This is a genomic window from Prevotella sp. oral taxon 306 str. F0472 (genome assembly GCF_000257925.1).
Lineage (GTDB): Bacteria > Bacteroidota > Bacteroidia > Bacteroidales > Bacteroidaceae > Prevotella > Prevotella vespertina.
This window is the reverse complement of record NZ_AJIN01000057.1, coordinates 22,628-45,295: the sequence shown is the minus strand read 5'-3', so window position 1 is coordinate 45,295 and position 22,668 is coordinate 22,628. Positions and strand designations below refer to the sequence as shown.

The following is a 22,668-nucleotide window of genomic DNA, read 5'->3' as shown; positions in this document are numbered from 1 at the left end:
CTTTGTTCGCTTTTTTATGCCCTTTTGTGAACTCGATTTTGAGCAAAATAAGAACGAAATAACAACTATTTTAATCAATGAAGTAATGAGAAAAAAGCAAGTAAAGAAGAGTTATTCTGCACCAGAGTGTATGATAATTCAAGTCAACGAAGCCACTTATTTGATGGATACGTCTTTCCCGAGCCAGCATAAGAAGGCAAATCACGCTTCTGGTCCAGCTGCTGCTAAGGCAAGTCAATGGAATGATGAAGACTTAGAAGATGAAAACACATCTTCATGGGAAGACTAACAGAGAGTTATTAACAAAGAGAACAAAGAAAAGATGAAGAAAACAATGAAACAACATTCATTTACATCACAGCTAAAGTCCTTGGCACTCGTATTTGGTGTAGCCTTGGCTTTTGCATCCTGTGCTAATGAGGATGTAGCACAGAACCCAACGAACCCCAACGAGGATAACGACAAGAACCTAACAACTTTCGTAGCAGGAGACGAGGCAAAAACCCGCACCTCACTGGATTATAACAGTAGCGACTTCCATTGGGAAGCAGGCGATTATATCTACGTAAAGGATGATGATAACGTATTACAGAAGAGCAGCAATGCTCCAACCAGTAAGGTAGCTTCTTTTAAGTATAAAGTTCCAGGCAAGTTTACAGCACACACAAGTTATAAGGTTTATTACTTGGGTAAGAACAGTAATGCTACCGATAAAAAAGTAACGATCTCTACTGCTCAAACACAAACAAAGCCAGACAACACCGAGCACTTTGGCACAGCAGGCGACTATGGTACTGCAACGGCAACCAAGGTGCCAAACAAGCAACAATTTGCTTTTGAATTAGAGCATCAAGCAGCTTACCTTGTTTTCCAGCCTTACACAAGTAACACAATTCTGCAAAACTGTTACTTAACCAAGGTAGAAGTAACTTCTGACAACGATATTGCGGAGACTTATACAGTCAACACAAGCACGGATAATCTGGATGCTTCTGCAGGTACAGGTGGCAAGAAGATTGTCTTGACGACAAAAGGTGGTAGCAATCCTAATGGTTTTCCACTAACCAATAGTTCAGCCAGTGTAACCACAAACGGTGCTTACATGGTGATTAAGCCAGGAACTCATACCTTAAGAGTTCGTTACTGGGTAAAAGATAATGCAACGGGTACGGAGGGTACTATTACGAAGACTCTTCCTGCTACTGCTTATGCTTCTAACACTTACTACGACATGACTGCATCGCTTGACGTAAAGAACTATGACGGCGACAAATACTATATGTGGGACGCCCAGCAGAATTATTGGTCAGGTCACGAGTGGAATAGCGCCAATCCATGGCAGCCAGTGTTGAACGGTCAGAGTAATAGCAATTACGCCCAAAATAATAGTGACCCTCGTTACTATAACGAAAGTTATCCTGGTTGGGGTATAAGTAATTTAGCTATTCATTCTTGCGTAACTCTTCCTAACGTGCACGAAATGACGTGGTATGCTGCAATGGGCGATCCACGTTGGGACGCTGACGAACTGTGGACAACTATGGGTCATTTATATAAAGGCGGTATGTGGTTTAAGAAGAAAGATTATATAATCGGGTTCAACGGTAATGTAGGTGCCGATGGTACCGATTGGAGAATAATTTCTAAGTATCGTTCCTGGTCAACATCTAACACTCTTCCTGATGTTGCCGACGCAAGTAAGTATTTCTATCTGCCCGCTTTGGGTTATTACTCTTATTCTGCTCTATTGGTTGGTGTTGGTGAATATGCCTACTATTGGTCATCTAGTGCTGATGCAAGGCATAACGACTACGCATATGGTCTGGTGTTCACTAGTAGTTCTGTCGCTGTTGCTAATCCCTACCGCTACTTTGGAAATAGGATAGAACCATTGTTTGAATAGTTCTTGCGATATCCCTTGTTGAAACCTCGCTCCAACTCTCTTTTATAGAGAAGATGCGCACCTAATGGACAAGGCTTCTACTAGATGCGTATTCCGTAGCTACGCTCACCGTATCTACGTGTTGGCGGATGCGTATTTAGCAACTCGTAGATACGCATTGCGCAGCCGTTAGATGCGTATTTAGTGACAGCGCTCACCGCATTCAGCAGCAACGCTCACCGCATCTATCAGAACGTAGATACGTATTTGGCAGCAAGGCAATACGTATCTGGCAGGAGGGGGATGCTGAAAGAGTGAAAAATGAAGCGGTGAGAGGGGGAAAATAAATTAAGAAAATAGAATGGGGCAGCATGAAGATGCATGAGGAAAGCTGCAGAAGTGTGCTGTCCTATGCTATGATAAACAATAGTTATTTAATAATTTAAAAACCTAAGAATCATGAGATTTAAATTAGTTCAAAAGAAGAATCCGCAGAAGCGGGAGGAAGTGAAGTTTTATGCTAACCCTGTAAACGTAGGGCATAAGTCGCTGGATGATATTGCACGTGACATTGCGGGACGTTCGTCCTTGACACGTGGTGATGTATCGAACGTGTTGTATAACTTTATCGATTGTCTGCCACATTACCTCCGTGATGGCTTTAGTATTCAGCTGGGTAATTTCGGTTCAATGCGTGTCACGTTGTCGAGCAAAGGAGCGGAAACGGAAAAAGCTTTTAAGACTGAAACGATTAAGCCTCGTGTGGTCTTCACACCAGGAACAGAATTGAAGCGCGAGTTGGCTGCAAACTCCTATGAATCGTTGAGGAAGAAAGATGAAGAGACAGATAATAAAAAGGAGGAAAAGAAAAAGAAAGAGGAAGAAAGTGGACCACAGGCAGGGTAGGTGAGGCTTCCTATACCACGGGAGCATTTTAAGATTGATTCAGGGTATCAATCGTTCTGTAATAAGACAATCGATTATATTAATTGTGAAATTAATGTCTTTCAAAACTAGTGTATTAATTTGGTTCTCTCGCTCCCGTGGTCACGTATTTTCTTATTTTAATGCCTTTCTTTCATTGTTCTTCTTGCCATAAGTTCCTTTGATTATATGTAGGCGCGAGCAGTGAAAGCAATAAAAACAACCTTATTCTTTGCATTTCGCTTGATTTAGTGTATCTTTGTGGCTATGAATACACAAGAAGCACAGAATATTAAGTGGAGTGAAAACATCATCATCGTTGATGGTGATTATATTGATCATGTGGCTTTTGATATTATCGTAAACTTTGAGCGCATGTTAGATCGTCGTATTCCTGCTGCCGATTTTAGTCAGTGGGCGGTAGATGTTGCGCTTGATGGTAGATTGAAACCAGGAGATCATGAGACACAAGTGATTCTTTTGCATGATAAAAAGAATCAGAAACTAGAGAATTTTGCTCCTTCCGATTATGATAAAGAACTCAACGGTCAGGCTTTTATGGACGAGCGGTTCGGTGAGTTTATTATAAATAGTATTGCTTGCGGTGATGAAAATACTGCGAAAGATGCTGTTTTGCTTGATCTTCTCAAGACGTTTTGTATTCATGAAGAGGTAAAACGGATTATGCTTGTTCCGAATGCTGAGGAGGATTCGCTGCTCCGCTCTATTAGAAATACATTAAATGATGTGGATGATGAGTTAAAGCATATCACATTATTTGCGATGCAGCCTTTGGAAGGTGGCAATTTCAAGCAAGCGATATTGGGTTATTCAATTCTAAACGCAATGGGAATTTCCTCCCCAGAAATTGAAAGTAAGATAAAATAATAATAAGATAATATGGGAAAAGTTTTAATGATAGGTGCAGGTGGCGTTGCTACTGTAGCTGCTTTTAAGATTGTCCAGAATCAGGACGTGTTTACTGAATTTATGATTGCTAGCCGTCGCAAGGAAAAATGTGATGAGTTAGTTAAGGCAATTCATGATAAAGGTTATAAAGCTGATATCAAGACTGCACAGGTTGATGCAGACGATGTTGAGCAATTGAAAGCATTGTTTAATGATTTCAAGCCAGAGCTGGTTATTAATTTAGCTTTGCCATATCAAGATTTGACAATCATGGATGCTTGTTTGGCTTGCGGTTGTAATTATTTGGATACAGCTAATTACGAACCAAAGGACGAGGCACACTTCGAATATAGTTGGCAATGGGCTTATAAAGATAAATTCGAGAAGGCTGGACTGACAGCTATCCTTGGTTGTGGTTTCGATCCAGGAGTATCACAGGCATATACGGCGTATGCTGCTAAACATCATTTTGACGAAATTCATTATCTTGATATCGTTGATTGTAATGCGGGTAATCATCACAAAGCATTTGCAACGAACTTCAATCCAGAAATTAATATCCGTGAGATAACTCAGAAGGGGCTTTATTATGAGAATGGTAAATGGATTGAGACAGAACCATTGGCTGTGCATCAAGATTTGACCTATCCAAATATTGGTCCACGTGATTCTTATCTCATGCACCATGAGGAATTGGAATCATTGGTAAAGAACTATCCAACAATTAAGCGTGCACGTTTCTGGATGACATTCGGTAAGCAATACCTTACTTATTTGGATTGTATTCAGAATCTTGGTATGAGTCGTATCGATGAGATAGAATATGAAGCACCATTAGCTGATGGCTCTGGTAAGACAGCTAAGGTGAAGATTGTTCCTTTGCAGTTCTTGAAAGCAGTTCTGCCTAATCCACAAGATTTAGGAGAGAATTATGATGGTGAGACTTCGATAGGTTGTCGTATCCGTGGAATTAAGGACGGAAAGGAGCAAACCTATTATATTTATAATAATTGTAAGCACCAAGATGCCTATAACGAAACGGGAATGCAAGGTGTCAGCTATACCACGGGTGTACCTGCGATGGCTGGTGCGATGATGTTCTTCAAGGGACTTTGGCGCAAACCAGGTGTATGGAACGTTGAAGACTTTGATCCAGATCCATTCTTGGAGGTACTCAATAAGCAAGGCTTACCTTGGCATGAAGAGTTTGGAAAGGATTTGGAGCTATAAACCCACCCCTTTCCCCTCCCCAAGGGAGGGGGGACTGAATAGTTCTGTTGCGAGGTCTTGAGTATAGATCGGTAGGTAAGGCAGAACTAAGTGGATCATTTAATGTGAAATCAATAAACAAATAGTAAACTTTATCCCTCCTAACTAATCGAACTCCCTCACTTGGGGAGGGTTGAGGTGGGTCTTAAATATTATAAAACAACTATGTCAGAATCAAACGAGGGAAAACTAAAGGCATTGCAAGCCGCAATGTCCAAGATAGAGAAAGACTTTGGTAAAGGTTCTATCATGCGAATGGGTGATGAACAGATAGAGAATGTTGATGTTATACCAACAGGAAGTGTGGCTCTTGATACAGCATTGGGCGTTGGTGGCTATCCTCGTGGGCGTATTATCGAGATTTACGGACCAGAGTCTTCTGGTAAAACAACGCTTGCTATCCATGCAATAGCCGAAGCACAGAAGCAAGGGGGCATAGCTGCTTTCATTGATGCAGAGCACGCTTTCGATCGTTTCTATGCTGAGAAGCTCGGTGTGGACGTAGATAATCTTTGGATATCACAGCCTGATAATGGTGAACAAGCATTAGAGATTGCAGACCAGTTGATACGTTCTTCTGCTATAGATATCCTCGTTGTCGACTCTGTAGCAGCCCTTACTCCAAAGAAAGAAATCGAAGGAGATATGGGCGACTCGGCTGTTGGTTTGCAAGCACGATTGATGAGTCAGGCATTGCGTAAGCTCACTTCTACTATCTCAAAGACCAACACCTGCTGTATATTCATCAATCAGTTGCGTGAGAAGATAGGTGTGATGTTTGGTAACCCAGAGACCACTACGGGTGGTAACGCATTGAAGTTCTATAGTTCCGTACGCCTTGATATCCGCCGTGTTACTAGTATCAAGAATGGTGATCAGGTAATTGGTAACCAGGTTCGAGTTAAGATTGTTAAGAATAAGGTGGCTCCTCCTTTCCGTAAGGCAGAGTTTGAAATCACCTTTGGTGAGGGTATCTCAAAGATCGGTGAGATAGTTGACTTGGGTGTTCAATACAACATTATCCAAAAGAGTGGTAGCTGGTTTAGTTATAACGGAACCAAACTTGCACAAGGACGTGACGCCACTAAGACGATGTTGAAGGATAATCCTGAGCTTGCAGAAGAGATCGAAGGACTAATAAAGCAGGCTATTGTTGACCAGGCACAATAATCTTCTACATATATAAAAGAGGCTTAATCCAAACGGGATTAAGCCTCTTTCTTGTTTTAGAAGTATCTTCTTTACTTACTTTCTCAGTAAGCTTTCAATCGTATTTCGTACCCTCCTTTCGGTAGTCTGCATGATGATGTTCTCATCAACTCCTTTGCTTCCCATATAGATGGAAGGGTTGGAATAAAGCATATCGCTGCGTTTCTCCTCACGAGCAGAGAAGTGAAAGGCACGTACCTGTGTCTCTTCTTGAATCTTAAAGATATTCTTTTCCGTTACTCCACATCCTGCCATGATAATGATTCTATCCTTTGCAAGTGTATTCAAACGTCTTAGTAAAGGAATACCCAACTCTGCCGTGGGCTGCTGACCAGACGTGAGAATACGATGAAAGCCCATTGCAATAATCTCTTCTAAGGCTTTCTCGGGATCTCGACAACAATCGAAAGCACGATGAAAGGTGACATTCATCCCTTTAGCATGCTCCATCAATAATTGGTTGGCATGCTTATCAATATCGCCATTAGCCGTCAGACAACCAAAGACAACGCCATCCACACCGAGTTGCCGACACAAGTCTATATCCATTGCCATGCGTTCCAACTCTGCTTCTGAGTATAGGAAGTCGCCTCCGCGATTACGAATTATCACGTGCAAGCGTGTTTCTTTCAATACATCTCGTGCCATCTTTATCTCCCCATAAGAAGGAGTTGTACCGCCTTCGGGTATTCCCATGCAGAGTTCCACACGATTGGCACCACCTCGTTGAGCCTCTATACAACTCTCAACACTATTGGCGCAGACTTCAAATTCATAGTTTTCTTTCATCATATTATAGAGGAGTTAAGGGAGTGAAAGGAGTGAAAGGGAGTTAAGACAAATGTTCCGTTAATTGGAGTTATTGGACTTTTACATCTCAATACTTATATCCTTCTATCGTCAAACGCCCTTTCCTCAATTCTAAAGTTTATTACTTACCTTCACAATCTGGTCTCCCAACCCGATGGTGTAACCCTGTGATAGGAATACAACTCGGTTGAAGGTGTCAGCGATGATGAATACTGGTAGCTGACTCGTATTGTGCAGTTTCATCTCTTTGGCAATCTCCTTGAGAATCTCCCCACTCTTATCTATACCGTAGATTACCTTCTCTGGCAGTTGACCAAACTCACTCTTCTGTGCATCGAACTTCTCTTTTGCTTCCTCACTTGTGAAGAGCAATACCATTGGACGCCCCCATTTATCCAGCTTCTCCTTTACTTTTGCGATGTCATGGAGGGCATGGTTCGTTGGTTCTTGCCCTACACCGAGTATGCCGAGGACGTAATAACCGCGTCCCGTCTGGCTTAGTAAGGACACATTATGCCCCTCCTTCTCAAAGAGATCTTCGCTATTAAAGCTGCCAATCACCTTTATTCCCTCCGTTTCCTGACGCATGATGAGGTTGATTCGAGTTGTTGTTCCTGGCTTGATAGTGAAGAATCGGTTATGAGCCATCACACTTCCGTCTGCCATGCGTTGCCCTGTAACGAGCAAGTAAGTGCCCTCGTCCAGTGTTGCTCCATCCTTGAACGCATTTGCCCAGGTTGCTCCATAGGTCGAACCATCGGCTGACTCATCAAAATTCATCAGTAAGGTCTGCCCATTCACAATCTTACTAATCGTGAAGTGAGTATAATATTTCGGGTCATCCAAGAACTCCGTTGGCTTATAGTCAAGCACCAACTTCCCCGTCTTAGCTACTTGTTGTTGCGTTGTTTCAAAGTCAACATCAACCCACTGACCATCTTTCTTGTATTGAACCTTCCCTGTTACGCCATCTTGTTGAGCCTCAATACCAAGGCTCCGAGCCACATCCACAAAGAAAATATTCCTACTTCTCTCGTCTGCCACACGACTTTCCCACGTACTGATAGGCGTTTGTGGGATTCTCATAGCGTGCTTATCAGGATTCAATTTGATGTTTGTTCTCACCCAATTTACCAATAGTGCAGGATTCTCTTTAAACTTCTTAGCATCATTACTAAACGCTTTCTCAAAGAAAACCTTAAATGGTTTGAGAATCATCTCACTCTCTACACGAGGGCATAACTCGTCACTCTTTGCTGCCATCTGGTCTTCCAATATCTCCATTGGCATATCTCGAAGATCCTTATAACTAAGTGATTCCAACAGATCAATAGCTCGTTTCTCATCTGCCGAGTACTTCTCAACAAATTCTTTGATGGTTCTCCAGTTACCACGTGACCTTATTATATAAGGTATAGCGGCCTTAATCGGGTAATCTTTCAGGCTCTCCTCTGAAGGGAATGTCGCTATGTAAGCATTGCGTTTAGCATCTTCTTCCGCCAACCTACGCTCATTCTCCTTGCGTTGTGCGTCTGTTACAGGAGGTAGAATGGCATTCTCTACAGGTGGAATAATATCCATATCCTGCTCTTTCCCCGCCTTTTTATCATCGTAAGAGAGTCTTATAACAACCTTCTTATCCTTTCCAAACGATACTTTAGCATATCCGTAGTGTCCGTTCTTAGACGCCCATACAAGCATATCACCCCTTCCTGCAGATAGAAACGTTTGTCCTTTCTTATCGGTGTATTTGGTAACTGCGGTGTAATATTCGGCATAGTTGTATATTTTAAAGTCCACTTTCGCATCCTGTACGGGCTTCCCTTTAGCATCAAGAACGCTGAAATCAATCCTACCAGTGCTCCCGTAGTTATCAATCAGATTGATTTCTGTGAAGTTATTTGTGCGTAGCATAACTTCTTCAGGACCTTCGTAATCGCCAAAGGCACGTGTGTGCATGAGCATGGCACGCGATGCTGGTGCATTAAACCATGCCAGATTCAATACAGGTTCAGGCTCACAAGCCCCCAAGAAGTACCACTTTCCATCTGCCCAAGCCTCTACCCACGCATGGTTATCATCGGTATGTGCCCATCGAGGAGTATATACTTGGCGAGCTGGAATACCAATGGCTCTCAAGGCACTCACCGTGTAAGTACTCTCTTCCCCACATCGTCCTCGTCCTGTCCGCATTGATTGCAGTGGTGAAGAAGTGCGTGCGTCCGAAGGTTCATAAGTAACATGTTCATGGCACCAGTGGTTCACTTCCAATATTGCCTGTTGCATAGAAAGCCCTTTAACACGCCCTTTCAGTTCTTGAAAGAATATAGCACGAGAGCTGTCAAGAGGCTCATTGTTCACACGCATCGGTAGAACGAAATGCCTAAAGAGAAGCTCTGGCACCTTCTTTCCCCATGCCATCTCTTTCCTCGTTTCGAGGGCAGTTCGCACATTACGTAAGTGGTAAGCTGTGGTGTAATCAGTCGCATCTGCAATCGGCATATAGGCATAAAGAAAGCGCAAGGCTTCCTCTTCCTCCATGGTTGGCGATAGCCCTTTTGTATCATAGAACTTCGATCCAATCAACTTCATTTTGGCGTCGAAAGCATTGTTCACCTTCTGTCTGAATGCTGCATCGGAGATAAAGTGTTGTGCATAGACTGTCATTCCCATGAGGCAGAGACACAAGCTTAGTAGGATTTTCTTCATAGATTTATTCTTTAGTTAATAAGCTGTTGGTAAATTACAGTTGATACTATTTTCGCTTGCAATATTCGTAAAAAAAATCAATATATGCAAGTCTTATCGCATAAAAAATACGAATCCTTTCTATCGTGCGATTGGTTAGGTCTGTACGAGTTCCTTTCTTCTTCTTGTCTCGCTAAGCCTCTCCAAAGGATAGGGGTGCCACCTAAGGGAATGTTACTAATATGTGTTAGTGGATAAAGAGGGCGTTTCTTCGCTATGAAAAGAGCCTCTCTTTGCATGAAAGAAACGCCCTTTTCAAATTGAGAAGAGCCTCTCTTTGTTTTTTATCAATGTGTACGATGTTTTTTGTAAGGGCTTAGAAAGTATTAAGGGAGTAGAAAGAATGAATCCAAGTAAACTTATATCTTATGGCTAAACTACACACTTGTTTTCATTCTTTCGGCTCCCTTAATAGTTTAAAGGATGGAAGGGCAGCGTTTAAGACTGCGCCTTCGATTTATATTCCTGCACCACTTCTTCCATTGTGATACCCAAGAGTTGCATCTCACGGAACAATGACGGAAGGGTTTGCTGACAAAAGGTTTTACGTCGTGCAAGCATGATTTGCTCCCTTGCACCAGCCGAAACGAAATAGCCCATACCGCGTTTGTTATAGATAATCTGCTCTCTTGCCAATAGTTCGTAAGCCTTAACCGCCGTATTGGTGTTCACTTGCAAGGTGACAGCATACTCCCTTACGGATGGGATTCGGTCGTCGGCTTTATAGGTTTTGGCTATGATTTCATCGCAAAGGCGGTCTGCCATCTGCTCGTATATAGCCTTATTATTTTCGAAAGTCATAATCTTTTATCCTTTCATTAATACTTTGTTATATGTTAATCCACCGATTGTTGATAACCTGCAAGCGTGTGTATAACTTGTAAGCAGCCCAATACATTAATATAGTGAGTGCCAAACAGATGATGTTCCCAGTAATATCTCCGAAGAAGTCATTCGGTATTGAGAGTTGATAGTCGGTGTGAGCAAGTAGCATAAAACCGATACCTGCCATTAAACCAGCTACTATCATGAGAATCAAAACGAGGCTTATGATGGTCTTCAACCATGCTGTTTTGCGGAAGAACATACCCCCTAATATGGTGAAAGCATTGGTGAGAAGGATTGCTTCTAACTGTACCCAAAGAGGGGAAAGGGAGCTTGTCGTTTTGAGAGAGTCTATTGCTATTGTAGTCATCGATGCCCTTGCACCATGATTAACCAGCATGGAAACAATTTGTTGTAACACGTCCGCTGTTAGGAAAGCAGCCACAACTATGAGGGGGAAGATGATAGACACGAGTACTACACGTGCCACGAACTTCTCTACATTGGTAGCTGGTAGCATCATCTCACTTATGCGTGACTGACGCAACTTGAGGTCATTTATAACAAAAGTACCCATGATGAAGAATGCTGCCGGTAGTATCGTAAGGGGGAAATCAACGCTTCCCATGAGATCTATTTGTATCTGTTCTGTACTGCTTGCCTGCCATGTGAAGATGTTACAAACACGTAAGATCATATAGATGAAGCAGGCAATGAGGAACCCTAGGAATAGGTTAATTATTTTGCGACGGCGCACGAGAACGAGTCGAGCGAGTACTCTTCCGAATCGGTTAATATCGAACTTTTTCATAACTAATAAGTCCTTTCTTTATTTATTTTGTTCTACTTGTATTATCGGTAACAGAGGCATTTCCCGTTACTCGTTGTTGTATGCTTTGACGTGTGTTACCATTGAGTGTGATGTCAGCATTGCCTGATAAAGTGAGAGTCACACTATCGGAATGGTCAAAGTAGGTGTTTACACTGGCGTTACCACTGATGTTGAATTTTGTAGTCTGTGCCGTCAACTTTGCAATGTTAACGTCTGCATTACCAGAGATATCCATGTTCATCTCGCTGACTTTCACTTTGTTGAGTTTGACGCAAGAGTTACCTCTAATGTCAAGTGTCAGTTTGTCTACCTGAAGAGAGTCCTGGAAAGTGAGGGATGTATTACCTCCTTGATCCACTCTAACGAGTTGTGGGCATGTTACATATACCTTTATTATATCAGCTCCGTCGTTAGAACTATTAAAGAAGATGATCCCTTTTTGTGATGGGTGATTCCTCTCGTGGATTATGAGGGTGTTATTTTTAACCTTGATATCCACATATTCGAGTAGTTTCTCTCTACCTTTTATCTCTACTTGGTACTTGTTTCCTTGCAAGAAGTAGACTTCTGCATTTCCTCCTAACTCTACATTCTGGAACGCCTCGACGTTCATATCCTTCTTGGTAGGCAGTCCGTAATCGGGTTTCTTTGTGATGCACGAACACAGAGTGATGATCGTTAAAGTCAAGAAAAGGCTGGTTAGGATAGTAGATATCCGTTTGTTGGATTGTTTCTTCATAATGATGTCCTCCTTTATATTTACTTTAGTTTACCTTGAATTGCCGCATTGAATAAGAGTTCTAAGTTGATGTAGGTCTCCTTATCACCCTCTTTACGCTTACAGATCACGCTGTTTCCTTGTAGAGAAGGTTCAGCATAAAGCACCGAGTTATCCATCTCGCTGGGTTGGAGAACATCGAATCGAAACCTTGAAGTAATCGCTTCCGTTGAATCGTTAAGGAGCACTTGTGAGTTGTCCAATATTATGATGTAGTCCAGTAGTTGTTCGACGTCATGCACCTGATGAGTTGATATTATCAATGATGAATCATCAGCCATATTGCCTGCAACAACCTTTCGGAAGAGTGTTTTGGATGGGATGTCAAGACCATTGGTAGGCTCATCCATCAATAGAAGTCGGCATCCTGTGGCAAGTGCGAAACTCATATACACCTTCTTTTTCTGCCCCATGGAGAGCTGCTTCATGTCTACATCTGTGGGCATCTCAAAGTCTTGTAAGCACTTTTCTAAGGTCTGTCTGCTGAAGTTCGGATAGAATTTCTCGTGTACAGCTAAGTAATTCTTGAGACTCATGTCAGGTAAGTTATACTCTTCAGGGACGATGTATATCTCCTGTAGCATTGCTGGATAACGACGTGAAGCAGTGTATCCATCAACTATAACTGTGCCCTTTGATGGCTTTAATAAGCCTGCAATGAGGTAGAGTAGGGTACTTTTACCCATTCCATTCTTACCTAATAAGCCATAAATACGGCTCTCGTTGAGTTCTAGGTTCAGCCCATCAAACACCTTGTGTTTGCTTCTTGGATAGCTGAAAGAGAGGTTGTTAACTTGAATCATAGTTCCTTCTTGTTTTAAGGGGGTTATGTCTTAAATGTCTTTAAACGCTTGTTTTGATCGTATGTAATGGTGTACTACTTTAATAATACACTGCAAATGTAGTTGAAAAAACGCTTCCTTCCAAATGAATTAATATTTTTTTGCAAAAAAAGCAAGGCTTTTTTCCATTTGTTCTTATAGATGGTTTGGGAAATAAGTACTATCTTTGTGAATTGTAATAACCCTATACCAATACAATAAATAATGATGAAAAGAAACATGTTGATTGCTTGTGGGCTATTGAGCATAGCGTTTTCTCTACAAGCACAAACCAAAGATGGAGGTATTGATAAGCAGATGTTACAGCAGATTCAGAAGTCTGGCTTGACTGCTTCTGACCGTGCTTTATCTAATGCGATAGCCACTAATTCGATTGATGACTTGGCTCGAAACTTTCGCAATGCAGGCCCTATTGATACCTATTTCAGTGTTGAAACACCTAAACAAAACATTCAGAACCAAAAGAGCTCAGGGCGTTGTTGGCTCTTTACGGGGCTTAATGTCTTGCGTTCTAAGTTCGCTCGTGCCCATAAGGATACGTTACATGTAGAGTATTCGCATGTCTATCTCTCCTTTTATGACCAGTTAGAAAAAGCCAACCTAATGCTCCAGGGCGTTATAGATAATGCTGACAAAGCTATTGACGACCCGCGTGTTCAGTTCTTTTTTAAGAACCCCATCGGGGACGGAGGGACGTTTTGTGGGGTTGCAGACCTCGTGGAGAAGTATGGCGTAGTACCGATGGAAATAATGCCAGAAACGTACTCGGCAGAGAACACCTCACGTATGTCTCGCATCATAGCTTCTAAGTTACGTGAGTTCGGATTGGAGCTTCGTAAGATGGTAGCAGATAAGAAATCGAAAGTGAGCATCAAGTCTCGTAAGACAGAGATGTTAGGTACCATCTATCACATCTTGACGCTTTCTCTTGGCGAACCAGTTAAGTCTTTTAGCTATGCCTACAAGGATAAGAATGGTAAACAAGTGGGCAAGGTGAAGACTTATACACCGCAGGAATTCTATAAAGAGACCGTTGGTGGTCCTCTTAATGGTACGTTTATTATGGTGATGAATGACCCTCGTCGACCTTATTATAAGACTTATGAGATTGATTACGACCGCCATACTTACGATGGACATAACTGGAAGTACGTTAATCTACCTATGGAGGAGATTGATAAAATGGCGATTGCTTCGTTGAAGGATTCGACTAAGATGTACAGTAGTTACGATGTTGGCAAGCAGTTGGATCGCACTCGTGGATACCTCGATACCGATAACTACGATTACGGAACATTGTATGGTACGACCTTCCCAATGGATAAGGCGGATCGCATTGCGACCTTCGATAGCGGTTCAACACATGCCATGACACTTACAGCTGTTGACCTTGACGAGCAGGGACAACCGAAGAAGTGGAAGGTAGAAAACTCTTGGGGAGCTACTTACGGACAGAATGGTTACTTGATAATGACCAATCCTTGGTTCAATGACTATATGTTCCGACTAGTAGTTGATACGAAGTATGTGCCTGCTAATGTACTGAAGGCTGCACAAGAGAAACCTGTTATGGTGGTGCCAGAAGACCCATTGTTCCAGGAGGATATGTAGTTTTCTCCACTCTGATAAAGCCTCCCCAAGCCCCTTCGAAAGGAGGGGCTGTCCTTAAAGGAATGAGGAGGAATAGTACAATAAAGGTACGTGTAAAGTGTAACGAAGCACAGCCTTGTTAGCAACGGACAATAGTTAATAAAGAAAGAAACGCCCTTCTCCATTGGAGAAGGGCGTTTCTTTGATATGAGGGGAGGCTCTCTTCAAAACAAAGAAAGCCCTCCCTTATTAGTTTCCATTAGATACTCCTCTTCTTAAGGGAGGTTGGGAGGAGTTTCAAAGAGCCTTATTTACATGGTTGAATCCAAAAGTGTATAGCCCTATTTACCGCTGGTAATTGATATTGTGGTAGTGGTTCTTCACCCCAAGAGTTGATTCCGCCGACTCCCATCATATAACCATCTAAGGTGAGATTAGTGTACTCTGAAGTTGGAACTTGGTAACTATGGCGTTGGTGTTTCTCCTTTCCTTCATCCAAGTCACTTATGTTGTAATGTAGCGCACTAGCGTAGAATGGAGCTTCGTCGAAGTACACCTTGAATCCAAACTTATCGTTATCTGTCTGCTTCCACCATCTTATGTCACTCTTTGTACCCGTCTCTTGAGGGCGAATGTAAGGGAAGAATTGCTGATCAGCAGACTGCTCGTAGAGCCCTATTCGCTGTGAGTATTTACGATCGGAATAGTTCTCAATAGGTCCACGACCATAGTAAGTGGACTGATCCATGTCGTAAGGTAATTGCATCAACACACCAAAGCGGGGTAGGATAGGTGCCTTCGAACCATCTTTCATTTGCATTTCCATGCTCACATGAAGAGCCCCATCTTGTGCTACATTATATATAAGGTGTAATGTTGCTGCTACATCGGGCATATCATAAACAGCTGTTAGTTGTCTTGTTGCAGGTTCTACAGAGACTTGCTTTAAGTCCATCTTAGGATTGTGCCATACCGCTAGCTTGTTTTGGAAGTTAGCCCCCATATCATTATCTGTAACGGCTCTCCAGAAGTTAGGTTTTAGTGTTCCACCTTCGCCCAAGAGGTTTCTTCCTTCCACTTCATAGCGTGTCAATAGACCCGTCTGACGGCTGAATACAATCTCAAAGTCCTTACTTGTGAAGCTCACCTCACCAGCCTTTACGTTGTCAGAAACCCTAACCTTTGCAGTCGAAACAGGCTCCATCTTGGGCATTGGTTGCCATGGATTCACCTCCATCTGCATACTTGCTACTGTCTGACCAGCCTCCATGAGCGGTTCTGCCGACTTTAGTTTAAAGTCGATATTCAGTAGTCCTTCACCATTAAAGTCCTGCCCGTTGATTGGAAGAGTGTAAGTAGCAGACTGCTGCGGTTCTATGTCCAGCGTTTCAATCGTACCCTGTTTCACAACTTTCCCCTCGTCCATCAATGACCATTCCATTCGATAGTTATTGAGGTTACGGAAGAAGTATTCGTTATAAACTTGTATCTTTCCTTGCTTCAAGTCAATCGGTTTTGCCCAAATGTTCTGATACTCGTATGCAAGTTCATAAGCGTGTGGATTGTATTGACGATCAGGTCCGATGATACCATTGCAGTTGAAGTTATTGTCTGAAGGGTCATGCTTGTTGTAATCGCCACCATAGGTATATTCCGTTTCAACATTCGCTTCTTTGGCTAATTGCTCATAGTCTTTTGTAGTGCGAGAAGCGTCGAAGTGCGGTGTACGATGTAGACCTTGATCAACGAAGTCCCAGTCAAATCCACCTTGAAACTTAGGATATTTACGAATCAAATCCCAGTATTCTTTGAGGTTACCACCCGAGTTACCCATAGTGTGGTTATACTCACATTGAATCAGAGGACGTGTATAGTTTGGATCCTTAGAATAGGCTTCGCAGTCCTTTGGAGAATAATACATTGGGCAGAAGATGTCTGTTGCGTAGCCCTCTTTCTCCGCCCGTTCATACTGCACAGGACGGCTCTGATCTTGTGATTTTATCCAATTGTAAGCATCGTCAAAGTTCTTACTATAACATGTCTCATTACCTAAACTCCAAAAGACGATACTAGTGTGGTTGAACTTAGTTCCTACATTGTGTTGATTGCGTTCCATTATCTGTTTCGCAAAGAGAGGAGTACCTGATGGAGCGTCTTTAGCGTACCCGAAGCCATGACTCTCTTGGTTAGCTTCAGCTATAACATATAGTCCGTACTCATCACAAAGGTCATACCACAATGGGTCGTCAGGGTAGTGACAGGTGCGAACAGCGTTGATGTTAAGACGTTTCATAATCTGGATATCCTGTATCATACGCTCACGTGTAACGAGATAACCGCCATCTGGATCCATTTCATGTCGGTTGGCACCCTTGAAGAGAATGGGTTGTCCGTTGACAAGTACTTGTGAGTTCTTTATCTCCACCTTACGGAATCCAACCTTGAGGGGTATAATCTCAATGGCTTTACCAGTCTTGGCATCTTCTACATGAACATAGAGATTATAGAGATAAGGTGTCTCTGCCGTCCACTTCTCTGGGTTTCTTAATTCCATCAAAGCCGTTGCTTGCCCTGCTTTATTGGGCGTTACGACCGTCTTATAGACAAGGTTATTATCCGTATCCTCCAATATCAAGAAGGCTTTTGTATTGCCTGTAAGCTGAAGGTTGACGCTGAGTGTACCATCCTTGTAGTCATTTACGAGGTCTGGAGTAATACGGATGTCATCCAAGTGTTGCTTTGCATCACGTGCATAAAGGTAACTTTCACGTGCTACACCGCTAAGTCTCCAGAAGTCCTGATCCTCACAATAACTGCCATCTGACCATCTGAAGACTTGAAAAGCAAGCTGGTTTTTACCCTTCTTTAGGTATTTGGTGATGTCAAACTCTGGTCCGACCTTAGAGTCTTCACTATATCCAACAAACTTACCATTGACCCATAAATAGATACAAGAGGTCACTGAACCAAAGTGAGCAATAACTTGTTTGCCCGTCCAGGTGTCTGGTATTGTTATAGTACGGCGATAAGAGCCGACGTGGTTATCCTGAATCGGAACCTCAGGAGGGTTATTCTTGAAGTTACCACGCCATGCAAAACCCACGTTCACATACACGGGATCACCATAACCATTCATCTCCCAGATACCAGGAACATGTAAGGTCTTCCATTGCGAATCGTCATAATCAGTGCGAAAGAAGTCAGTTGGACGTTGATTAGCATGTTCCACCCAATTAAACTTCCAGTCTCCATCTAATGAGAGATAGTTTGTTGAGAGTTTTCGATCATACTTCTTCAATGCTAATCCTTCGTATGGAGAGAAGGCAAAGAAGTCAGTGTGCGTTGTAAATCGGTTGACGGCATTTGTTTGTAAGTCGTGCCATTCTGTGAAGGTAGGTTCTGTCTGTGGTTGTTGAGCATGTAACCCAGAGGCAGACAAACCTAGCAATAAAGCTGTAAGGATTATCTTTTCCATGTTGGTCAATACTTTAGGTTTCCTTTTTATTATGCTCCTTATATACGTAACACGTATGAGGTAAGCACCAACAAAATTAGCAAAAAATCCTTTAATGAGCGTGTTATCTATCAAAATTTATGTATATTTGCTACACATAACGGCATACATAACATTTATTATCCATAATATGACTAGTCGGTACATCATCGTACGCTCACTTGCTTGTTGCCTTTTGTTGACCCATTCAATAGGGGTAGCACAAGCGCAGAAGAGACATAGGAGCACTCGAAAAGTTCAAACGCAACCTTTATTCCACGTAAATGATACCTTGCCTATCATTGGTTCGATGGCAAAGGTGGGAGCAGAACAAATGAATAAAGGATTGGTAAGTTCGGCACTTGACGCTCTATCAGGTAGGGTTGTGGGTGTTAATATGGTATCTAACGGACAAGACCGAATGGCAATGCTCACAAGTGTGCGTGTCCGTGGTACTACTTCATTAACTGGTGGCAATGACCCACTCGTTATCATTGATGGAGTATCTTCCGACCTAGCCACACTCTCAACTATCTACCCTGCAGATATTGAGAGTTTCACAGTCTTGAAGAATGCTTCAGAAACCTCAAAGTATGGTTCTCGTGGTGCTTCCGGTGTCATTGAAGTAAAGACGAAACGCGGTCATGGAGGTAAGTTCCAGATATATTATGATGGAACTATAGGTTTTGAGTCAGTTTATAAACAACTTCGAATGCTGAATGCGACAGAGTATAGGAATGCTGCAAAAGCATTGGGATTGGTTTATAATGATGGAGGCTTTGATACAGACTTCCAAAAGGAGATTACCAGAACGGGCTTCCTAAATACACATCATATAGCCTTTAGCGGTGGTAGTGATAAGTCGAATTATCGTGCGTCATTAGGTTATATGCGTGGAGAGACCGTTATAAAGAATCGAAGCTACAACAACTTCATCGCCAAGCTAGATATCTCTCAGTTGGCATTTGATGAGAAGTTGAAGATAGACTTTGGTGTATTCGGCTCGTCTCAACAGGATAATAAGGTCTATGACCTGCACATGCTTGTCTATTCGGCAGCGTCTATGAATCCTACATTAGCCTTTCATAAGGTGGGAGATGGGTGGCAACGCAATAGCAACTCATCGCAGATTGCTGCACCCGCACCGCTGTTGAAGGAGCGTAACGATGAGCGGAATCTAACTTTCAATACCCATTTGCAATTACAATATCAGCTGTCACATGACTTGAAGCTATCGGCTTTGGGCTCTTATTCCTATACATCAACAGAGAATGGGAAGTTCGCTCCTACATGGGTATGGGCACAAGGAAGAGCCTATAGAGGAGAGCGTAAGACGGAGGATCTGTTAGGTAATCTCCAACTCGATTGGAAGCATAGTTGGGACAATCAAGCCCTCTCTGCCACCCTTTTGGGCGAATATCAACAGAGCAAGACAAGGGCTTTCTGGACAGAAGTAAAGGGATTGACTAGTAACCTCTTCGGCTATGATAACCTCGGGGCGGGAGCTGTTCGCCTTTATGAGGGAACAGGCAGTAACTATGCTGATCCTAGTTTAGCATCCGTCATGGGAACACTCTCTTACAATCTCTTGGACCGCTACACATTGAATATGTCAATGCGTGCGGATGGCTCATCAATGGTGGGCAAAGACCACACATGGGGCTTCTTCCCTTCTATTTCTGCATCGTGGGATATGAAGAAAGAGGCTTTCCTGCGTAACGTGAGAGCGATTAGCTTACTCAATCTGAGGGCTGGTTATGGTAAGTCGGGTAACCTTGGAGCTATCAGCTCTTACCTTTCTTTAAAGCAATATACACCTATTGGGGTTGTTTCGTATAATGGAACTCCCACCACGACAATGGGTATATTGCGTAATAGTAACCCTGACTTAAAGTGGGAGGTACGCAGTACTTTCAACATCGGAACGGATATGGGTTTCTTTAATAATCGTCTTCTCTTGACCGCCGAATACTATTATTCTAAGACAACCGCCATGCTCTATGAGTATGATGTGCCTGTTCCTGACTTTGCCTTTGATAAGTTATTGGCGAACATAGGCTCTATGTCGAATAGTGGATTTGAGCTTGGTGTGGGTATTGTGCCTATTGCTCGAAAGGACATGGAGCTGAATATCAATGTTAACATGGCTTGGCAGAAGAACAAACTATTGTCCTTGAGTGGTAATTATAAGGGTCACGAGATGACGGCATCGAAGATTACTCCTATTGGCGCAATGGATGGTGCGGGCTTTCATGGGGGTAATAACCACATCTTGTATCAGATTGTTGGGCAGCCACTGGGCGTTTTCTATCTTCCTCACTGCAAGGGACTCGTTGATAACGGGCATGGGCACATGAAGTATGACATTGCTGACTTAGATAACAATGGTACAATAGATCTTAGTGACCATGGTGATCGTTATATTGCAGGACAGGCTACTCCAAAGATGACCCTCGGCTCTAATATCAGCTTCAGATATAAGAATATCGATGTAACCTTGCAGATGAACGGAGCCTTCGGGCATAAGATATTCAACGGAACGACGCTCTCATACCTCAATATGTCTAACTTCCCTGATTATAATGTGCTGTCTGTTGCACCAGAGCGGAACATCGTTGACCAGAATGTGAGCGACTATTGGTTGGAGAAGGGAGACTATCTTAACTTCGATTATCTCACCATTGGATGGAATACTCCTATTAAGAACAAGTACATCCAGTCGTTGCGTTTATCATTCAACATCAATAACCTTGCTACCATCACGGGCTACAGTGGATTGACACCAATGATAAATAGTTACGTAGTAGATAACACATTAGGCATAGATGACAAGCGAACTTATCCTCCTTATCGCACCTTCTCGGTGGGACTAAGCGTTAAGTTCTGATGAAAGCTAGTAATATTTTAAACCCTTCACAGCATGAGATATATTCCACGTTTACTACTCTTTGCGGCTATCTTGACATTCTCTAGTTGCTTGAACGAGCACTCTAAAGGGAGTTTGGGCGAAGACCAAGTATTCACATCGGCTAAGGATGTGTATGTGAATGCCGTTGCCACGTTATATAATTATATTGGTGGTAATGCCGATAGTCAGGGCTTGCAAGGCACTTATAGGGGCGTTTATGATTACAACACCTTGACTTCTGACGAGGCAATCATCCCTGTTAGAGGGGGTGATTGGTACGATGGAGGCTTCTGGGAGAACCTTTATCTGCATCGTTGGACGGCTGATGACCAGTCGCTTTACGACACATGGAAGTATCTTTATAAGGTGGTTGTGTTCTGTAATGACGCTTTGAGGGTCATAGATAAGAAGCGAGACTTGCTCACCGAGAGCCAATACACTTCCTATCAGGCAGAGGTGAGAGCCTTGAGAGCATTGTTCTACTTCTATATCATGGATATGTTTGGTAACGTACCTTTAGCTACCAGCACGATTGATAACATGAAGGACAGCAAGCAGAGTAGTCGACCTGAAGTATTCAACTTCATTGTCAAAGAGCTACAAGAGGTCGAACCATTCCTGCCGAAGGAACATAGTAATTTGGAAGGAGCCTATTATGGGCGTGTCACACAGCCTGTCGCCGACTTCCTTTTGGCTAAGTTAATGCTCAATGCGGAGGTATATACGGATGCTGATTGGACTGACAACCAGCGTCCAAGCGGGACTAATATCTTCTTCACCATTGATGGGCAGCAGCTGAATGCGTGGCAGGCTTGCCAGTATTATTGCGATAAGATAACGGCAGACGGCTACACGTTAGCAAGCGATTATAGCAGTAACTTCGCCGTACACAATGAGACATCAGTAGAGAATATATTTGTGATTCCGATGAACAAGATACTCTATAAGAATCAATTTCAGTATCTTTTCCGCTCTCGTCACTATGCGCATGGTGGCGCAGTGGGCACTTCCTCTGAGAATGGTGCCTGTGCAACGCTTACCGCTGTGCGTACTTTCGGTTACGGAACAAGCCAGGTTGACAAGCGATATACAGCTAATTTATATTCTGACACGGTGCGCGTCGATGGGAAGATTGTACGTCTTGAAGATGGCGAACCGCTAGTCTACATGCCATTGGCTGTCGAGGTGAATTTAACGAATAGCCCATTTATCAAGACAGCAGGTGCCCGTATGGCGAAATACGAGGTGGATAGGAACGCATATAACGATGGTAAGAGCCCCGATAACGACATCGTACTCTTCAGATATGCCGATGTGCTTTTGATGAAGGCAGAAGCAAAAGCGCGTAACGGGGAGGTTGCTGATAACGAACTAAATGCTGTTCGCCAACGCAGTGGGATGGGGTATAGACCGGCTACCCTCGATAACATCTTAGCCGAAAGACTGATGGAACTGATGTGGGAAGGCTGGAGGCGGAACGATCTCATACGCTATGACCTGTTCCATCGGGCTTATGACCAGAAGACAAATAGCACGAATGAGGCGGATCGGCACACTATTGTGTTCCCCATCCCAACTCGTGTTATGGCATTGAATAAGAGTTTGAAACAGAATAAAGGTTATCGCTAACCTTTGTCCTAATAGTTTGG

The 22,668-nt window shown here is 42.9% G+C and carries 16 protein-coding genes; 9 read left to right on the top strand and 7 right to left on the bottom strand.

Features of this window, described 5'->3' with window-relative positions; all coding sequences use genetic code 11:
- Window positions 1-85: 85 nt before the first annotated feature.
- From HMPREF9969_RS13045 to recA, 6 genes are all read left to right on the top strand, one after another.
- Window positions 86-289: a hypothetical protein gene (locus HMPREF9969_RS13045; RefSeq protein WP_036894819.1), complete on the top strand. Its 204-nt coding sequence runs from the start codon at window positions 86-88 to the stop codon at window positions 287-289.
- Window positions 290-322: 33 nt separating this feature from the next.
- On the top strand, window positions 323-1,903 hold the full coding sequence (locus tag HMPREF9969_RS08375) for a hypothetical protein (protein ID WP_009435369.1): 1,581 nt from the start codon (window positions 323-325) through the stop codon (window positions 1,901-1,903).
- Between the two features lie 438 nt (window positions 1,904-2,341).
- A complete protein-coding gene (locus HMPREF9969_RS08370) occupies window positions 2,342-2,788 on the top strand; it encodes an HU family DNA-binding protein (RefSeq protein WP_009435395.1) in 447 nt (148 codons plus the stop codon).
- A 285-nt stretch (window positions 2,789-3,073) separates the two neighbouring features.
- Window positions 3,074-3,694 carry a DUF6621 family protein gene (locus HMPREF9969_RS08365; RefSeq protein WP_009435366.1) on the top strand — a complete coding sequence of 207 codons (621 nt, stop codon included), beginning with the start codon at window positions 3,074-3,076 and terminating at the stop codon, window positions 3,692-3,694.
- A gap of 12 nt (window positions 3,695-3,706) precedes the next feature.
- A complete protein-coding gene (locus HMPREF9969_RS08360) occupies window positions 3,707-4,945 on the top strand; it encodes a saccharopine dehydrogenase family protein (protein ID WP_009435362.1) in 1,239 nt (412 codons plus the stop codon).
- Window positions 4,946-5,149: 204 nt separating this feature from the next.
- Window positions 5,150-6,154, top strand: a complete 1,005-nt coding sequence (gene recA, locus HMPREF9969_RS08355) for a recombinase RecA (protein WP_009435396.1) — start codon at window positions 5,150-5,152, stop codon at window positions 6,152-6,154.
- 75 nt (window positions 6,155-6,229) lie between these two features.
- Here the strand turns inward: recA and HMPREF9969_RS08350 are convergent, their stop codons facing one another.
- The 6 genes from HMPREF9969_RS08350 to HMPREF9969_RS08325 all read right to left on the bottom strand — a co-directional run bounded on the left by HMPREF9969_RS08350 (window position 6,230) and on the right by HMPREF9969_RS08325 (window position 12,989).
- Entirely contained in the window at window positions 6,230-6,985 is a 756-nt protein-coding gene (locus tag HMPREF9969_RS08350) for a copper homeostasis protein CutC (RefSeq protein ID WP_009435354.1), read from the bottom strand.
- A 129-nt stretch (window positions 6,986-7,114) separates the two neighbouring features.
- Entirely contained in the window at window positions 7,115-9,712 is a 2,598-nt protein-coding gene (locus HMPREF9969_RS08345) for a transglutaminase-like domain-containing protein (protein WP_009435359.1), read from the bottom strand.
- A 477-nt stretch (window positions 9,713-10,189) separates the two neighbouring features.
- Window positions 10,190-10,552, bottom strand: a complete 363-nt coding sequence (locus tag HMPREF9969_RS08340) for a GntR family transcriptional regulator (RefSeq protein ID WP_009435364.1) — start codon at window positions 10,550-10,552, stop codon at window positions 10,190-10,192.
- Between the two features lie 28 nt (window positions 10,553-10,580).
- On the bottom strand, window positions 10,581-11,387 hold the full coding sequence (locus HMPREF9969_RS08335; protein WP_009435377.1) for a hypothetical protein: 807 nt from the start codon (window positions 11,385-11,387) through the stop codon (window positions 10,581-10,583).
- 22 nt (window positions 11,388-11,409) lie between these two features.
- On the bottom strand, window positions 11,410-12,147 hold the full coding sequence (locus HMPREF9969_RS08330; protein WP_009435367.1) for a GIN domain-containing protein: 738 nt from the start codon (window positions 12,145-12,147) through the stop codon (window positions 11,410-11,412).
- A 20-nt stretch (window positions 12,148-12,167) separates the two neighbouring features.
- Window positions 12,168-12,989, bottom strand: a complete 822-nt coding sequence (locus tag HMPREF9969_RS08325; RefSeq protein ID WP_009435401.1) for an ATP-binding cassette domain-containing protein — start codon at window positions 12,987-12,989, stop codon at window positions 12,168-12,170.
- Between the two features lie 246 nt (window positions 12,990-13,235).
- Between HMPREF9969_RS08325 and HMPREF9969_RS08315 the strand changes: the two genes are divergently transcribed.
- Window positions 13,236-14,639, top strand: a complete 1,404-nt coding sequence (locus HMPREF9969_RS08315; protein ID WP_036895552.1) for a C1 family peptidase — start codon at window positions 13,236-13,238, stop codon at window positions 14,637-14,639.
- A gap of 286 nt (window positions 14,640-14,925) precedes the next feature.
- Here HMPREF9969_RS08315 and HMPREF9969_RS08310 read toward each other — a convergent pair whose 3' ends face one another.
- Window positions 14,926-18,093: a glycoside hydrolase family 2 TIM barrel-domain containing protein gene (locus HMPREF9969_RS08310; RefSeq protein ID WP_009435397.1), complete on the bottom strand. Its 3,168-nt coding sequence runs from the start codon at window positions 18,091-18,093 to the stop codon at window positions 14,926-14,928.
- Between the two features lie 169 nt (window positions 18,094-18,262).
- Between HMPREF9969_RS08310 and HMPREF9969_RS08305 the strand changes: the two genes are divergently transcribed.
- Complete coding sequence (locus HMPREF9969_RS08305; protein ID WP_198005085.1) at window positions 18,263-20,998, top strand: SusC/RagA family TonB-linked outer membrane protein; 2,736 nt, start codon at window positions 18,263-18,265, stop codon at window positions 20,996-20,998.
- Between the two features lie 33 nt (window positions 20,999-21,031).
- Complete coding sequence (locus HMPREF9969_RS08300; protein WP_009435361.1) at window positions 21,032-22,648, top strand: RagB/SusD family nutrient uptake outer membrane protein; 1,617 nt, start codon at window positions 21,032-21,034, stop codon at window positions 22,646-22,648.
- Window positions 22,649-22,668: the final 20 nt, after the last annotated feature.